Source organism: Flaviramulus multivorans (genome assembly GCF_021728415.1).
GTDB classification, from domain to species: domain Bacteria; phylum Bacteroidota; class Bacteroidia; order Flavobacteriales; family Flavobacteriaceae; genus Sabulilitoribacter; species Sabulilitoribacter multivorans.
In genome coordinates, this window is sequence record NZ_JAKKDV010000002.1 from 1 (window position 1) to 16,607 (window position 16,607).

General features: G+C 32.9%; 15 protein-coding genes. 8 read left to right on the plus strand and 7 right to left on the minus strand.

From position 1 onward, the window contains the following. The 6 genes from L3X39_RS04865 to L3X39_RS04890 all read left to right on the plus strand — a co-directional run. A partial coding sequence (locus L3X39_RS04865; RefSeq protein ID WP_237230645.1) for a T9SS type B sorting domain-containing protein occupies positions 1–3,343 on the plus strand: 3,343 nt, incomplete at its 5' end. 11 nt (positions 3,344–3,354) lie between these two features. Beyond that, a complete protein-coding gene (locus tag L3X39_RS04870) occupies positions 3,355–4,284 on the plus strand; it encodes a PorP/SprF family type IX secretion system membrane protein (RefSeq protein ID WP_237230646.1) in 930 nt (309 codons plus the stop codon). Between the two features lie 10 nt (positions 4,285–4,294). Further along, the gene (locus L3X39_RS04875; protein WP_237230647.1) at positions 4,295–6,289 is read left to right on the plus strand and encodes an OmpA family protein; all 1,995 of its coding nucleotides are present in this window, start codon (positions 4,295–4,297) and stop codon (positions 6,287–6,289) included. A gap of 18 nt (positions 6,290–6,307) precedes the next feature. Further along, positions 6,308–7,966: an OmpA family protein gene (locus L3X39_RS04880; RefSeq protein WP_237230648.1), complete on the plus strand. Its 1,659-nt coding sequence runs from the start codon at positions 6,308–6,310 to the stop codon at positions 7,964–7,966. Positions 7,967–8,171: 205 nt separating this feature from the next. Further along, positions 8,172–8,990, plus strand: a complete 819-nt coding sequence (locus tag L3X39_RS04885) for a hypothetical protein (protein ID WP_237230649.1) — start codon at positions 8,172–8,174, stop codon at positions 8,988–8,990. Between the two features lie 373 nt (positions 8,991–9,363). Beyond that, positions 9,364–10,590, plus strand: coding sequence for a porin family protein (locus tag L3X39_RS04890; RefSeq protein ID WP_237230650.1), 1,227 nt, complete (start codon positions 9,364–9,366; stop codon positions 10,588–10,590). Positions 10,591–10,919: 329 nt separating this feature from the next. Here the strand turns inward: L3X39_RS04890 and L3X39_RS04895 are convergent, their stop codons facing one another. Both L3X39_RS04895 and pdxH read right to left on the minus strand, forming a co-directional pair. Then, positions 10,920–11,417 (minus strand): CAP domain-containing protein, encoded by a 498-nt coding sequence (locus L3X39_RS04895; RefSeq protein ID WP_237230651.1) that lies wholly within the window; start codon positions 11,415–11,417, stop codon positions 10,920–10,922. A gap of 165 nt (positions 11,418–11,582) precedes the next feature. After that, positions 11,583–12,230, minus strand: coding sequence for a pyridoxamine 5'-phosphate oxidase (gene pdxH / locus L3X39_RS04900; RefSeq protein ID WP_237230652.1), 648 nt, complete (start codon positions 12,228–12,230; stop codon positions 11,583–11,585). Positions 12,231–12,317: 87 nt separating this feature from the next. Between pdxH and L3X39_RS04905 the strand changes: the two genes are divergently transcribed. After that, positions 12,318–12,731 carry a hypothetical protein gene (locus L3X39_RS04905; RefSeq protein ID WP_237230653.1) on the plus strand — a complete coding sequence of 138 codons (414 nt, stop codon included), beginning with the start codon at positions 12,318–12,320 and terminating at the stop codon, positions 12,729–12,731. Positions 12,732–12,802: 71 nt separating this feature from the next. Continuing rightward, positions 12,803–13,234 (plus strand): SRPBCC family protein, encoded by a 432-nt coding sequence (locus L3X39_RS04910; protein WP_237230654.1) that lies wholly within the window; start codon positions 12,803–12,805, stop codon positions 13,232–13,234. Positions 13,235–13,266: 32 nt separating this feature from the next. Here L3X39_RS04910 and L3X39_RS04915 read toward each other — a convergent pair whose 3' ends face one another. The 5 genes from L3X39_RS04915 to pyrR are packed head-to-tail and all read right to left on the minus strand — an operon-like array spanning position 13,267 to position 16,460. After that, positions 13,267–14,172, minus strand: coding sequence for a ribonuclease Z (locus L3X39_RS04915; RefSeq protein ID WP_237230655.1), 906 nt, complete (start codon positions 14,170–14,172; stop codon positions 13,267–13,269). A 1-nt stretch (position 14,173) separates the two neighbouring features. Then, positions 14,174–14,644: a DUF3291 domain-containing protein gene (locus L3X39_RS04920; protein ID WP_237230656.1), complete on the minus strand. Its 471-nt coding sequence runs from the start codon at positions 14,642–14,644 to the stop codon at positions 14,174–14,176. A gap of 1 nt (position 14,645) precedes the next feature. Then, the gene (locus L3X39_RS04925; RefSeq protein WP_237230657.1) at positions 14,646–14,978 is read right to left on the minus strand and encodes a ribonuclease Z; all 333 of its coding nucleotides are present in this window, start codon (positions 14,976–14,978) and stop codon (positions 14,646–14,648) included. Positions 14,979–14,981: 3 nt separating this feature from the next. After that, on the minus strand, positions 14,982–15,911 hold the full coding sequence (locus tag L3X39_RS04930; protein WP_237230658.1) for an aspartate carbamoyltransferase catalytic subunit: 930 nt from the start codon (positions 15,909–15,911) through the stop codon (positions 14,982–14,984). A gap of 9 nt (positions 15,912–15,920) precedes the next feature. Then, positions 15,921–16,460, minus strand: coding sequence for a bifunctional pyr operon transcriptional regulator/uracil phosphoribosyltransferase PyrR (gene pyrR / locus L3X39_RS04935; protein WP_237230659.1), 540 nt, complete (start codon positions 16,458–16,460; stop codon positions 15,921–15,923). Between the last annotated feature and the right edge of the window lie 147 nt (positions 16,461–16,607).

Genomic DNA, 16,607 nt, shown 5'->3' on the forward strand with positions numbered 1-16,607 from the left:
TGATAGTGCTTCTGCTACTATCCCTGAGTTATGTAATGGTGGGACTGCAACAGTAACTTGGACGATCACTGATTTATGTGAAACTATTAATGTATCTGCTGATTTCTCTGTAACAGCACCTACAGCTATAACTTACACTGCGCCAGTAGATGATTCATCTACAGCTTCTGAATTTGATGACCCAGACCCTGTGGTAGCTCAAAGTAATTTAGATGCAGATTTTGATGCATGGTTAGCTGACCAAAATGCAACAATTAATGGTAGTGTTGTTAATGGCTGTAATCCTGTGATTACTAATGATTATGCTGGTCAAAGAATATCATTCTGTATTTCTGATAGTATTACCGTAACATGGATAATTACTGATTTATGTGAAACCATTAATGTAAATGCTACTTATACTTTTACTCAACCAGACGGTATTAACTTTACGGATCCTTCTAGTAAAACTGCTAATTCTTGTGATTTTGATAATGATGATATTACCATTGCTCAAGCTAACGTTGATAACGATATTGCTACATGGGTAGCGGATCAAACTAATATTATTAATAGTAGTCTTACTGGTGGCTCTCCTGATGTTAGTCACGATTATAATAATGAAACTATCGATATATGTACGGGTGGTGCCATTGTTGTAAACTGGACTATTGAAGATATTTGTGAAACCATAAATAGATCAGCGACTTATACATTAGTTGCTCCTACGGCTATAACATACACAGCACCTGTGAACGATAGTTCGGATGCTTGTGATTATGCAGATCAATCGGAAGTTGATACCGCCTTTAATAATTGGGTGGCTGCGCAAACCAGTGCCTTTGCTATTGCCAATGGATGTTCACCTGTACTTACCAATGATAGTGCTTCTGTTACTATCCCTGAGTTATGTAATGGTGGGACTGCAACAGTAACTTGGACGATCACTGATTTATGTGAAACTATTAATGTATCTGCTGATTTCTCTGTAACAGCGCCTACGGCTATAACATACACAGCGCCTGTGAACGATAGTTCGGATGCTTGTGAATTTGATACGAACGATTTAACAAATGCACAAAACGAACTAGATGCTGATTTAGCTTCATGGGTTAATGATCAAACAACTATTATAAATGGTAGTTTTGCTAATGGATGTTCGCCAACTGTTTCTAACGATTTCAGTACTCAATCCATAGATTTCTGTACAGGTGGTTCAGTAATAATTACTTGGACGATAACTGATAAATGTCAAACTTTTGATGTGAGTGCAACTTATACATTTACTCAACCATCAGCAACAACATTTGATCAAACACTTCCAACAGATATGACAGTTGAATGTGATTCAGTACCAACTGCTGATGCGCTTACAGCATCTAATACATGTGGTGATATTAGCGTGGTATATGATGAAACAAGAACAGATGGAGATTGTCCTAATTCTTATTCACTTTTAAGAACTTGGACAGCAACAAATATTTGTGGAGTAACAATTGAACATAATCAAACTATTACTGTAATTGACTCTACTCCTCCAGTGCTTACATTACCAAATAATGTAACAGCTGAATGTAGTGATGATTTATCTCCAATTAATTTTGGTGAAGCAACAGCTACAGATAATTGTGATCCTAATCCAGTAGTAACATTTAATGATGTTAGAACTGATGGAGCTTGTTCTGGCACATATACTATTACTCGTACATGGACAGCAACGGATTCTTGTGGAAATGTTTCAACAGCGGATCAAATAATTTCAACGTCGGATACAACGGCACCTGAATTTGACCAAACGTCATTGCCAGGAGATGTTGTAGTAGAATGTGACGGTGTTCCTAGTCCAGTAGTATTAACTGCTTCTGATAATTGTGGAAGTGCTGTAGTAACAGTAAACGATGTTAGAAATGACGGTAATTGTGATTTCAATTATACTATTACTCGTACTTATACGGCTACCGATGAGTGTGGTTTAACTAAAACACATGTTCAAACTATAACAGTTCAGGATACAACACCTCCAACATTTGTTGAAGCACTTCCTGTTACAAACATAGTAGTAGAATGTGATTCTATTCCAACACCTCAAACCTTAACAGCTGTTGATAGTTGTGGTTCTGCCGTGGTTACGGTTAGCGACACTAGAACAGACGGAATTTGTCCTAATAGCTATACTTTAACGCGTACTTGGACTGCCACTGATGAGTGTGGTTTAACTACGACGCATTCTCAGAATATTATAGTACAAGATACAACGCCTCCAACGTTTGTTGAAGCTTTACCTAGTGATATGACTGTTGAATGTGATAACATCCCTGATGTTACTTCAATAACAGCTACTGATAATTGTGGTTCTGCTACAGTGACAGTAAATGATATTAGAACTGATGGTGATTGTCCTTCAAATTATTTTATAGCTCGTACTTGGATTGCTACTGATGAATGTGGTTTAACAACAACACACACTCAAATTATAACAGTTCAAGATACTACAGCGCCAGTGCCTACAACGTCTTATGAAGCTACTTTAGATGTAAGTTGTACAGATATTCCTGATGCTCCAGTATTAGAGTTTGAAGATAATTGTTCTGCAAACATTGTGGTTGTTTATAACGAAACAAATTCATTTGACGAAAATGTATTTGTAGACTATCAAATCGTTAGAACATGGACTGTAAGAGATGCATGTAATAATGAAGCAGTTTATACACAAACCTTGAATGTGACCTTAGATGAAGTTTATTCTGAAGTCGTTGCTGAGGATAGATGTTTTGATGAAGGTATTGTAAACTTAAATGATATCATATCTGATACACTTAATACGAATGGAACTTGGGAACTATTAGAAGGAAACCCAGATGCAACGCTTAATGGTAGCATTTTTGATCCAACGCAACTTAAGTTAGCAGCAGATTTTTTACCTGGTGATGGTGGAATAGATTATAGATTTAGATACACTACAACTCATGAAGGATGTATAAGCATTACTGAGGTTATTATGAATATTCATGCGGATTGTGTGGTTCTACCTTGTGGTGAAAATGATATAGTAATCTCTAAAGCTATTACACCAAATGGTGATGGTTACAATGAAACTTTTGATATCGCCGGAATTGATTTATGTGGTTTTGTTGCAGAAGTTAAAATATTTAACCGTTGGGGTGCTTTAGTGTACGAATCTAATAATTACACATTAGGTAGTATTGAAACATCCGGTGCTCAAGGTGATTGGAATGGCTCATCGCCAAAATCATCAATTGGAGCTTCAGGTAAATTGCCAAACGGAACATATTATTACATAATAAAATTACAAAATAGTGGATTGAGTCCTTTAACAGGCCCCGTTTACTTAGGAACCAGATAAACCCTTAACCTATGAAATTTATAAAACATAATATAATCGCTATTGCATTGTTCTGCTGTACGGTTGGAGTTGCGCAACAATTACCGCAATTCACCCAGTACATGTACAATACAATCTCAATAAACCCTGCTTATGCTGGGAGTCGAGAAGCTTTAAGCATAGTTGCATTGCATAGAAGTCAATGGGTTGGTTTTAAAGGTGGCCCAATTACACAGACACTTTCTATTCATACGCCGCTTAGGAATGATAGAATTGGTTTAGGTTTATCGTTTATTGAAGATGATTTAGGCCCTCAAAATTTCACATACTTATATGGAGATTTTTCATATAGTATTCCTACTGGTACAGATGGAAAATTGGCCTTTGGTTTAAAAGCTGGTTTCACGCAGTTTAGTTTTGATACAGACTTCCGTTTAGATCAAGCAAACGCAAATGATCCATTAATTTACGGAACTGAAGATAGATGGACACCTAATGTTGGTGCCGGTATTTACTGGAGTACTAATAGAATATATGCTAGTTTATCGGCTCCAAGAATATTAAATAACGATTTCAGCAACAAAAACAATGATTTTGAAGCTTTAGAGCGTATTAGTTATTATTTTACCGCGGGTGGTGTTATTGATTTAAGTAAATCAATTAAATTTAAACCAGCAGCCTTAATTAAAGCTACTAATGGTGCTCCTGTATCGTATGACTTAACAGCCAACTTCTTATTTAACGAAAAGTTTTGGTTAGGTGGTTCATATAGAATCAACGAACAAACTGCTGCTATCGGTGGTATTGCAGATTTTCAAGTATCCAGACAATTACGTATTGGGTATGCTTACGAAAAACCAATTTCAGAAATAGCAGATTATACAACAGGTACTCATGAAATATTGCTTATTTATGAGTTCAAATTCTTAAGTTCTAAATTAAAATCACCAAGATATTTCTAATATTAGTTCTATGAAAAACAAAGATTACATATTAGTTTGTATCGCATTAATGCTAAGCTTTACAGTATTTTCTCAACAAGGAAAGCAAAAAAGAGCCGATACTTTATTTAACAAATTCTCATTTGTAAAAGCTGCTGAAGTTTATAGAGAACTTATTCAAAACAATTACAATAAGGATTATGCAACCAGACAACTTGCTGATTGTTATGCTTATTTAAGAGACTCAAGAAATGCGGAGCGCTATTACAAAAGTGTTGTAAAACAAAAAAATGTGCCTGTTGAGTATTATTATAAATATGCGCAAGCTCTTCGTGGAATGAAAAAATACGAAGAATCTCAAGAGTGGTTGCAACGCTATAAAGATTCGGGTGGTGTAGTGAATGCGAACGATTTTTCAAAAGACATCAACTTTATTACAAGTGTATTTGGTGCAAAACAGCAGTACTTTTTAGACCGGGTTCGTTTTAATTCAAAATACAGTGATTTTGGTGCTTTTGAACACGATGGAAAAGTTTACTTTACGTCTGCACGCGATGAAGGTGTCGCTGTAAAACGCTTATATGGATGGAACGAACAACCATTTTTAGACGTCTATGTAACCGATGCCAATTCAAAAAAGAACGCAGATTATACCAACAAATTAAAAGGTGATGTAAACTCCATTTATCATGATGGACCTGTAACCATTACTAAAGATGGTAAAACCATGTATTTCTCTAGAAACAACTTTAATGAAGAAGTTGAAACAAAGGATAAAAAAGGGCTTACCAACATGAAAATTTACCGAGCTACTTTGGTAGATGGTTTATGGACTAATATTGAAGATTTACCTATTAACGGCGATAATTTTTCAACGCAACACCCTGCTTTAAATATTGATGATACCAAATTATACTTTACTTCAGATAGACCTGGAACTAGAGGTGGATCGGATATTTGGGTGGTTAATATTCGTCCTGATGGATTATTAATGGATCTAAAAAATGTCGGCGATGTAGTAAATACTGAAAGCGCTGAAGGATTCCCTTTTATAAATAACGAAGGCGTTTTATTCTTTTCTTCAGATGGTCATACTGGTTTAGGTATGCTTGATATTTTTGCAACAATTAAAGATGAAGAAGATAATGAAACCATTGTAGATGTTATTAATCTAGGTGTTCCGGTAAACTCAAATAGCGATGATTTTTCATTTAGCATGAATCCAGATGGTATTACTGGCTATTTTGCCTCAAACCGTCGTGGTGGCCGTGGTAGTGACGATATTTATGCCTTTCATAGAGTGCCTGTTTTACATGTTGAAGGTGTTGTAACTGATGCTATTAATACAAAACCAGTTCCCAGCGCGAAAATTACGCTTTACGATAATAACGAAAATCAAGTGGCCTTTATGGAAACGGATGAAAACGGGTATTATCAAATTAATATAGACAGAAATCAAGACTACAAAATTGTAGCGAGTCAAGATAAATATATTGATGATTACAGAACCTTTACATCAAAAAACATTCAAACAGAGCTTATTACTATAAGTGCCAATTTACTGTTGAATCCTGTTCCAGATGTCGCTAAACTAGCAGACTTGAATAACGTTAATTTCGATTATGAAAAAAATCAAATTGATGGCGATTCTACAGCTGTAGCAAATGCACAACTTAACCCGATATATTTCGATTTTGAAAAGTATAACATCCGTAAAGAATATGCTGTAGAGTTGGATAAAATCGTGAAATTAATGACGGTTGATTATCCTGAAATGGTAATTAAAATTGAAGCGCATACAGATTCTCGCGGAACGCACGAATACAACGATATTTTATCTACAAATAGAGCTAAATCAACCTATAACTATTTAATTTCAAAAGGTGTGAATCCAGCAAATATTGAATCGTATAAAGGTTATGGCGAACGTAGATTAATAAATGAATGTGCTGATGGTGTTTCTTGTGAAGAAGCTAAACATCAATTAAACAGACGTACACAATTTATTGTGATTAAAATGGAGTAAATAGAAGTATTTACAAACATGTACTTTAAAGATTTTTTAATTAATAAAGACCCCATGAAATTAAAAAACAACATACTAATTAGCATTGGTTTACTCACAGGTTTATTAACCTTTGCACAACCTGATGCTCAGAAAGATGTGGAGGCTCGTTTTAATACGTTTGGTTTCGATAATATAAAACAACAACATACTGTAACCAATATGCCTTTTAATTCAAAATTTAGCGATTTTGGAGCTTATGAGCATAATGGAAACATCTATTTTGCTTCCTCTAGAGATGAAGGTGTTTTAGTAAAACATATTGATGAAAGAACCAATGAGCCCTTTTTAGATATTTATGTCACCAATAAAGGCTCCGAGGAAACTCCTGTAGATCACAAATCTAAATTAAAAGGAAAAGTAAATACCGTATTTCATGAAGGTTCTCTTGCCATTACTAAAGATGGTCAAACCATGTACTTTTGTAGAAACGATTTCAATAATCAAATTTTAGGAGCTGATGAAAACCTTATCACGCATTTAAAAATCTACAAGGCTACCTTAAAAAATGATAGGTGGACGAACATTGAAGAACTTCCTTTTAACGGAACGAAGTTTTCAAATGCGCACCCAGCATTAAATGAAGACGAAACCAAATTATATTTCGCTTCCGATATGAAAGGCAGCATTGGTGGATCTGATATTTTTTATGTAGATATTCACAGTGATGGAACTTTCGGAACACCACAAAATTTAGGCAACCTAGTCAATACAAAAAAGGACGAAGGTTTTCCGTTTATAAGTAGCGAAGGGACACTCTTTTTTGCTTCCGAAGGACACGAAGGCTTTGGTTTACTGGATGTTTTTGAAGCCGTTTCAGATACAAACAATAGGATAATTAACGTTGTAAATCTTGGTGAGCCTGTAAACTCAAATAAAGATGATTTTGCCTATTTTTTAAATAACAATGGACTCACGGGTTATTTCGCCTCTAACAGAGAAGGTGGTGTTGGTAGTGACGATATTTATGCGTTTAACAGAATACCACAATTGGCTATTGAAGGTACCGTAACCGATGTAAATACCAACGAACCCATCGCCAATACCAAAGTAACTTTATTAGATACGGATGGCAAAGAAATTACATATGTTGAAACCAATGATGATGGGTATTACAAGATTATTATTGATAGAGATACCGATTATGTAGTGGCAACCAAAAAAGATGCTTTTGAAGACCATGCGGCTTCTATTACCTCTAAAAATATTGAACGACACGTTAAAAGTTTAACAGCAGATTTTGCACTAAATCCTGTTAAAAAAGAGGCGATACCAATAGCAGCACTCTACCCTATTTACTTTGATTTTAATAAATCAGTAATACGAAAAGATGGAACCTCTGAATTAGATAGAATTGTAGATTTAATGGTAAATAAATACCCAGGTATGACAATTAAAATAGAATCGCATACCGATTCTAGAGGGTCATCAGCCTATAACGACAAACTATCGCAAGCGCGTGCTGTGGCAACTTATAACTATTTAATAAGCCAAGGTGTAGACCCTGCAAGAATTGTAGAGTACAAAGGCTATGGTGAGCAAAACTTAATTAATAACTGCGATGGCACAACCCGTTGTACCGAAGATAAACACCAACTTAATAGGCGTACGCAGTTTAAAGTCATACAAATGGAATAATTTAAAGCTAAATTTTATAATTGTAAAAACCACCAAGCAACCTTCTTGGTGGTTTTTTTATTAAATAAGTAGAAGTACTTATTGGTTTTGTGGTAAGAAAATTCTAACTTCGTTTAGGTCTACTATAAATTATAAAAAGATTCATTCCATAAAGTAAGGCCAACATTTGATACATTTACTGACATTAATATCCGAACTTAAACCTATGAAATATCCAATATTTAAATTTATATGCATATCATTACTTTTAATAAACTGTTCAAAGAATGAATCAAATATTGAACCTATTCCAGAAAACATAGAAACAGAACAAAATTGTCTTATAGAAGAAATAAGATTTGCGACATCAAAATATAAATACATTTATAATAATAACAATGAGTTACACCAAATAATTAATACTTATAATGATAATCCCACGACATATTATGTAAATAAAATTGCAAACGACTCCATTGAAGTCGGACTAATATTCGCCGACTTATCTCAAGACTTACCTACTTTAAGTGCAAAATATAATGGTGAAAAGTTAATTCAATTAAAAAGGTTTTATAATCCTTCAACGGCTAATATTTTTAGCATTGAATACACTGAGAATAAAATAACTGTAAGGCAAGACTACTCTAATGGAATATCATATCAAAACATATCATATGCAGACTATTTTATGGATCAAAATGGGAATGTGAGTTCAATTAAGTTATATGTTTATGATAATAATTCTCCAAATAACTTCACACTATATAACGAAGCATCTTACACGTATGACAATGGAAATAATCCATGGAAGGGTGTTATTTATCCAACATTTTTATGCCAAAATCTACCTAACCCTATGTTATTTTCTCAAAACAATACGCTTTCAGAAACCAATAATAATACCGGAACCACTAATTATTACAGCTATAATTATGATGAAAATAATTTAACAACTAAAGGAATTGACAAATATCCATATAATGTTTGTAGTAGTGCCGTTACTTTAGATGAATACTATACATATACTAATTGTTACGGTTATTAAACTATATTCTGATTTATAGTTTACCTCTAAATTGAATAAAGATTATGATTAAAACTACTTACAACATAGTTAAAATTAATTAATAGAACTCATCTACATTTTTAAATTCTCACACACGAATACACTAAGCACAATGAAAAGCTAAATTTTATAATTGTAAAAACCACCAAGCCACTTTCTTGGTGGTTTTTTTATTTGATACTTCGCTTATTTGTAATTGAATTAATGTTAAATAAATACTGAAATTCTCACAATAAAACTTTATATTTCGTTCATGGATACGTACTGTTCATTAAAAGGATTAGATACCAAATGTGGTTGGTTATTTGAACCTCAGATTTAAAAAATATGTAAGTTTTAAAATATTCATATAATGAAAAAAAATTATTTGCTTTTTTTGTTAATCATTTTATCCACAAATACTTATAGCCAAATTTCTTTTGAGAAAGGGTACTTTATTAATAACTCAAATCAAAAAATTGATTGCTTAATCAAAAATATAGACTGGAAAAACAATCCAATTCAGTTTGAATACAAACTTTCCGACAATGGTGAAACCAAAACAGGTACAATACAGTCGGTAAAGGAGTTTGGAATTGGTAACTATTCAAAATATGTCAGAAGCAATGTAAAAATTGATAGGTCAAGTAAAAACACTAACTACCTAAATTATAGTAAAAATCCTATTTTTAAAGAAGAGGTTTTATATTTAAAACTATTAGTTGAAGGGAAAGCAAATTTATATTTATATGAAGACAAGAATTTAAAAAGATTCTTTTTTAATTATGATAACTCTGCTATTGAGCAATTAATTTTTAAAAAATACAAAACAACTAACAACAAAATAGGCACCAACGATAGTTATAAACAGCAATTATGGAGCAATTTAAAGTGTAAAGATATATCGATAAAAATTATTAATAACATTGATTATAAGGAAAATGAATTACTTGATTTTTTTGTAAAATACAACCAATGTAGTAATTCAGAATCCCTCATTATTAAACAGAAACAGAAACAAGACTTGTTTAATTTGACCTTAAGACCTGGAGTAAAAAGTACATCCCTATCAATAAATAATAGAAATGCAAATTTATCAGATGTTAATTTTGAGAATAAACTGGGACTTAGATTAGGACTTGAAGCGGAATTTATTATGCCCTTTAATAAAAATAAGTGGGCTTTGATAATAGAACCCACGTATCAATATTATAAATCTGAAAAAACTATCATGGTTAATCCATTCGACCTTGTTATACCTCAAGAGATAATTTATAAGATTGACTATAAATCAATTGAATTTCCTGTTGGAATAAGACATTATTTCTTTTTAAAAAACAATTCTAAAATTTTTGTAAATGGTTCTTTTGTTTTAGATTTCAATGTTGGAAATTCAAGTTTAAGTATAACAAACACATCGCTAATAGAAGGTCCTAATGTAATAGAAATAAAAACAAGAAATAATTTAGCATTTGGATTTGGTTATAAACACAACGATAAATATAGCGTTGAATTAAGGTATTTTACTAATAGGGATTTTAGGTATTGGGAATCAGATTATAATTCATTCTCGATTATTTTTGGATTTACACTATTTTAAAACTACACTTAATATCATTTCATATATAAAAAACAGCTGGTTCTGTGTGTAAATAAATAATAAAATAAAGTTCAGTTTTCAAGTTTAAGTCGAAAACTTATTACATTAAGAACCTCACTACTTTTTAAATTGAATATTGCAAAGTTAAACCAAAAAGCCCTCTCAAATAAATGAAAGGGCTTTATACCTAAAGCTAAATTTAATAACTGTTAAGTTATTAATTATAACCTATTTAATTTTTATTGCACAATACCTCTAAAATGCAACATTTGCTAAAAATCAGTCAAATCAAATAAGGTTATGAGGTTTCAATTGCATTAAAGCAATCGTTATTTTTTAATAAAAATGTTAGTATAATACCATCTCCCATTTTCGTTTTTTTCTGCCGATACATCAAAGTTTGTAAAATCGCCTTCTAGGTTTTCTCTATGCGATTCGCTCTTTATCCAAGCATTAACAACACCTTGCGCCGTACTATACCCATAAGCAACGTTTTCAGATACGCGTTTAGCACCTGCGTTGGCTTTTAAGTAATTACTACGTGTATAAAAATTGGCGTGTGATACTTCGTCCTTATCCACCATATAATCGGTATGTGTAAAGGCAACCGATTTTACTAAGGTCATATCCCCTAGCGGGTTTAATCCTTTAGATAATCTGTGGTCGTTAATAAGGTTTAATATTTCAACTTCAATATCCTTAACCTCAGGGGTTACAAGGTTTAATTCTATAGCATTTGCTTGATCGTCTAAGCTGTCTGTTGAACACGATGAAAAGGTTAAAACAGCAAACAGTGCCAGTACTGGCCATTTGATTAATAACTTCATAAGTAGGTAAATTTAGATTTGGTCCTATAAAGTTATTCAGCACGGTCAGGTTTGCACCCTATGAGGTCTAGAATTCGATGAACGACATTTGCAAAATCGACAAATTACTTATTTTATCGATAAAGTGTAAATAAAAATGTATGAAAAATACGTTTTATCGTATTTTTATGGAGATAAACGATTAATTGACCAGTTAAAGTCTTCTTGAAGCGTGTATCGAATGCGGTCATGCAAACGGTTTGGGCGCCCTTGCCAAAACTCAAATTCAACAGGTTTTACTATATAACCGCCCCAATGTATTGGTCTGGGAATTTCTTTTCCTTCGTATTGCTTCTCTAAGTTCGCCAGTTTGTTTTCAAGATACTCCCTATCAGGAATCACATCACTTTGATTGGAAACCAATGCTCCTAATTGACTGCCTCTGGGTCGGGATTCAAAATATCCATCACTTAAATTCTCAGCAATCTTTTCAGCTTGTCCTTTTATAATGATTTGTCTTTCGGCGCCATGCCAGAAAAAAGACAAACACACATTAGGATTGTTAGCAATGGCTTTTCCTTTTTCGCTATTATAATTGGTATAGAAAATAAAACCCTCGTAGGTGTATTTTTTTAGTAGCACTACTCTACTCTTTGGATACCCATCATCACCAATTGTAGAAATAGTCATGGCGTTGGTTTCGTCTTCACTAAAAAACGTATCAACCTCATAAAACCATTTTTGAAACAGTTCTAAAGGGTTTTCGGGCACTTCGCTTAAAAGTAACTCACCCTTTTCGTAAGATTTTCTATAGTTGCTTAAATCCTTATCCATATGCTACAAAATAACAAAAATTAAATCTTAGTTAATCATTAATTTTTCTAATAACTTTTTTAAGTTTGCACGCCCTAAAAACTAATTATGAAATTTGAAGACTCTAAATTTTTTAAAAGCCTACATTGTTATAAAATTGAAAAGCCCTTTGGAAACTTTTATTTTCTTGATAAATTGATTGTTTCTGAACTGAACGAATCCGTACATTTTGATTGGGATTTGATTCAAAATATTATGGCTGATGCCGTTGATTATTACGGGAAAGATGCCCAATTAGGATATATTTCTAACCGCGTTAATTCCTATTCCATGGATCCACACACCTGGAACCAAGTACTAGATGAGTACAATATGTTGGTTGCTGGAGCTATAGTAACCTATAATAGTATGACTTTTATGAATGCTACTTTAGAAAAACGCTTTTCTAAAAACAGCATTAAAAGATGCTTATCCTTAGAAGAAGCTATGGAATGGACCTTGAATTTAAAAGAGCTGAATTAAAGCTTAAAGACTGTCTGTTCTGTATTTTGATTCATCATTTTTTATTATCTTGAAGTACTAGAACGCTTTTTATGAAATTTGTCTGCCATATTTCCATCAATAAACCTATTGAAGAGGTTGTTAAACAATTTGAAAATCCTGAAGCACTTAAACAATCGCAAAAGGATTTTGTTAGAATTGAACATTTAAGCGGTAATAAAAGAGAAGCCGGTGCAAAATCAAAACTAGTCTACAAGAAGTTTGACTTATTTGAAACCATAATTCATAACAATTTACCTGAAGAATTTTACGCAAAATACGAGCATAAAAACATGACCAATACCATGCGAAATACCTTTGTTGCGGTAAATGCGCATGAAACAAAAATGGTTACTGAAATTCACTACAGCGAGTTGAGAGGCTTTGTTATAAAGCTATTTGCAAAACTATTTCCAGGAATGTTTAAAAAACAAGTAGATAAATGGCTTGTAAAATTTAAAAGCTTTGTAGAAAAGCAATCTTAATAAATTATCTGGATAGCATTAATTAAGAATAATTAAAACTCAAAGGTTTTGCCATCGTCGCTTAACTCTACATTTTCAAAAACCTCTTGAGCCTCTTCCTTAAAACGTTCTAAGCTATCGTATCGGGTAGAATAATGACCAAGTAATAATGTGCCAACATGCGCTTGTTTTGCAATACTAGCGGCTTGTTTTGCTGTAGAATGCTTGGTTTTTAAAGCTAAATGTTCGTGTTTGTTTAAAAATGTAGATTCGTGGTAAAGCACATCTACTTTTTTAATTATAGGTATAATATCTTCTTTATAATAGGTGTCGCTGCAAAACGCATAACTTTTTGGTTTGTTACCCGCTTTAGTAACTGTTTCATTTTTTATAGTGACGCCATCTTCATTAACAACATCAAAACCTTGTTTTAGTTTTCTATAATAAGCCACATCAATATTAGCTCTTTCAGCGGCTCTAACGTTTAGCTTTCTATCACCTACCTTTTCTTTAAAAAGAAATCCGTTGGTATAAACTCGATGGTCCAGAGGAATTGTATGGACTTCCACTTTTTCATCTTCAAAAATTAATTCGGATGTGTTTGAAGTCAATTCATGAAATATCAGATTATAATTGGTCCACGAATCGGCTAACTTCATTTGAAGTGTAACGACTTCTTTAATTCCTTTGGGACCGTAAATGTGCAAGTCGGTTTCTCGAGTTAACAATCTAAAGGTTGAAATAAGACCGACTAGCCCAAAAAAATGATCGCCATGTAAATGCGAAATAAAGATGTGTTTTATGCGGTTAAACTTTATTTTATGTTTGCGCAGTTGTACCTGTGTTCCCTCGCCACAGTCTATTAAAAACATGTGGTTGTTTATTTCTAATACTTGCGAGGTTGTATTGTTTAAAGTTCTTGGGGTGGCACTATAACAGCCTAAAATGGAGAGCCTCATATTACTTAAGAGGTTTATAATTTAACGCATCAGACGCTGAAAATTTACTTTTAAATGTAAAGGCATAAGGTGTTTCTCCGTAGGTATTTAAATAGTCCAGACGGTCTTTTGCATCCTGAAAGGTAGGTTCATAGCCTTCAGGAACATACCAAAACGCCATGTGAATCATTTTCATTTTACTAAACCACTCTTTTTTACGTTTAAAAATTTCAACGTGTACAGAATTATAAGTGTAATTAAAAAGAGCATCTAAATCAGTCCAAACCGACATGTTTATTAGCAACTTATCACTTTCGAAAATACGAGCACCTTCTTCTTTATCTTCATCCATCAGTCGCCATACAAACCCATCACTAACATCTGCAACAGCATTTATTCTGTCTAAATTATTGACAAAATCTTGCATTATTGGGTCGTCCATAGGAGCTAATCGTTCGGCAATATTTACTTGGGCTAGATGAAATTTACTCATATTAAAATCCTAAATCACGCTCCATTTCTTCCATTTCAATAATATCGTAAGCTTCTTGTAGTGTAGGAACGACTACAATTTCATCAGGAACAATATCTAAGTCAATTTTGTCGGATACTATAACAAATGAATGTTTTGAACCTCTATGTGTGTTTGATACTTGCAAAAATTCGGTAATATCCGAAAGCCCTAGAGCTTTCAACGATGTTAAAACCACTATAACATTATCGTTTTTGAATTTTGGATATAACGCTTGAATTTTTTTAACTAATTCAATTACTGTAGCCTTTTCTTGTGTAATTACAGTAATATTTTCGTTTTGTTCTAAAATCATAACTTACTGTTTAATTTTTGATGCTAATAAATAAATTACGGCCATTCTTATAGCTACGCCGTTTTGAACTTGATCTAAAATTATAGATTGTTTAGAGTCGGCAACATCACTGGTAATCTCAACCCCTCTGTTTATAGGGCCTGGGTGCATTATGGTTATTTCTTTATTTAAAGAATTTAGCAACTCTTTATTAACACCAAACTGTTGTGTGTATTCTCGTGTTGAAGGAAAATAACTTATGTCCATACGTTCATTTTGTACACGAAGCATATTAGCCACATCGCACCAGTTTAATGCTGTGCGCAAATTGGTTTCTACTTTTACACCAAGTTTATCAATATACTTAGGTATAAGCGTTTTTGGTCCGCAAACCATGACTTGAGCACCCTGAAGTTGCAGTGCAAATATATTTGAGAGTGCTACTCTACTATGTAAAATATCACCAACTATCACTACTTTTTTGCCTTTTACGTCGCCTAGTTTTTCTCTTATAGAATAAGAGTCTAAAAGCGCTTGTGTAGGGTGTTCATGCGCACCATCGCCAGCATTAATGATACTTGCTTTAACATGTTTAGATAAAAATACACCAGCACCAGGATTCGGGTGACGCATAACAACCATATCTACTTTCATTGAAAGTATGTTGTTTACTGTGTCTATTAATGTTTCTCCTTTTTTTACTGAAGATTGTGAAGAAGAAAAATTTAAAACATCGGCTGACAATCGCTTTTCGGCGAGTTCGAAAGATAATTTGGTTCTGGTTGAATTCTCGAAAAACAGGTTTGCAATCGTAATATCTCTAAGCGAAGGCACTTTTTTTATGGGGCGGTTAATCACTTCTTTAAAATGATCGGCAGTTTCAAAAATAAGTTGGATATCTTGTTTATTAAGATACTTAATTCCCAGTAAGTGATTTACACTTAATTCGCTCATTGATTTTATTTATTTTTCAATTAAGTAAACAGAATCTTCTTTGTCATGTTCAATCCAATTTACTTTTACTTTTTCATTATTTATAACATCTACTTGTCGACCTCTATAATCTGGTTGAATAGGTAAATGTCTGCTAAAACGTCTGTCAATCAAGGTTAATAATTCTATTTCGTTGGGTCGCCCAAACGATTGAATAGCGGTTAATGCCGCACGAATACTTCGTCCCGTGTATAAAACATCGTCAATAAACACAATGTTTTTGTCTTCTACTAAAAAGTTGATTTTTGTTTTGTTGGCTTCCAGTGTTTTTTGTCCACGTCGAAAATCATCTCTATAGAACGTAATATCCAAATACCCAAGTTGGATATTTTTAATCTTATAATCTTCCTTTAAAATTTTTGTTAATCTATCGGCTAAAAATATACCGCGTGGTTGTAAACCAATTAAAACAGTATTAGAGAAATCGTTATGTTTTTCAATAAGTTGGCAAGCCAATCGATGTAGAATGATGTTTACCTCTTTTGCGTTAAGTAAAACTTTTTGACTCATATACTTTCCAAACGTATTTGGAGTACAAAGGTAAGGTAAAAATTATGAAGTTGAAACATAAAAAATAATTCTTAAGCGAACCCTTGATTGATAAAAAAAGCCTTCAAGAAATTGAAGGCTTTTTGATATTAATAAATGATGGAAAAA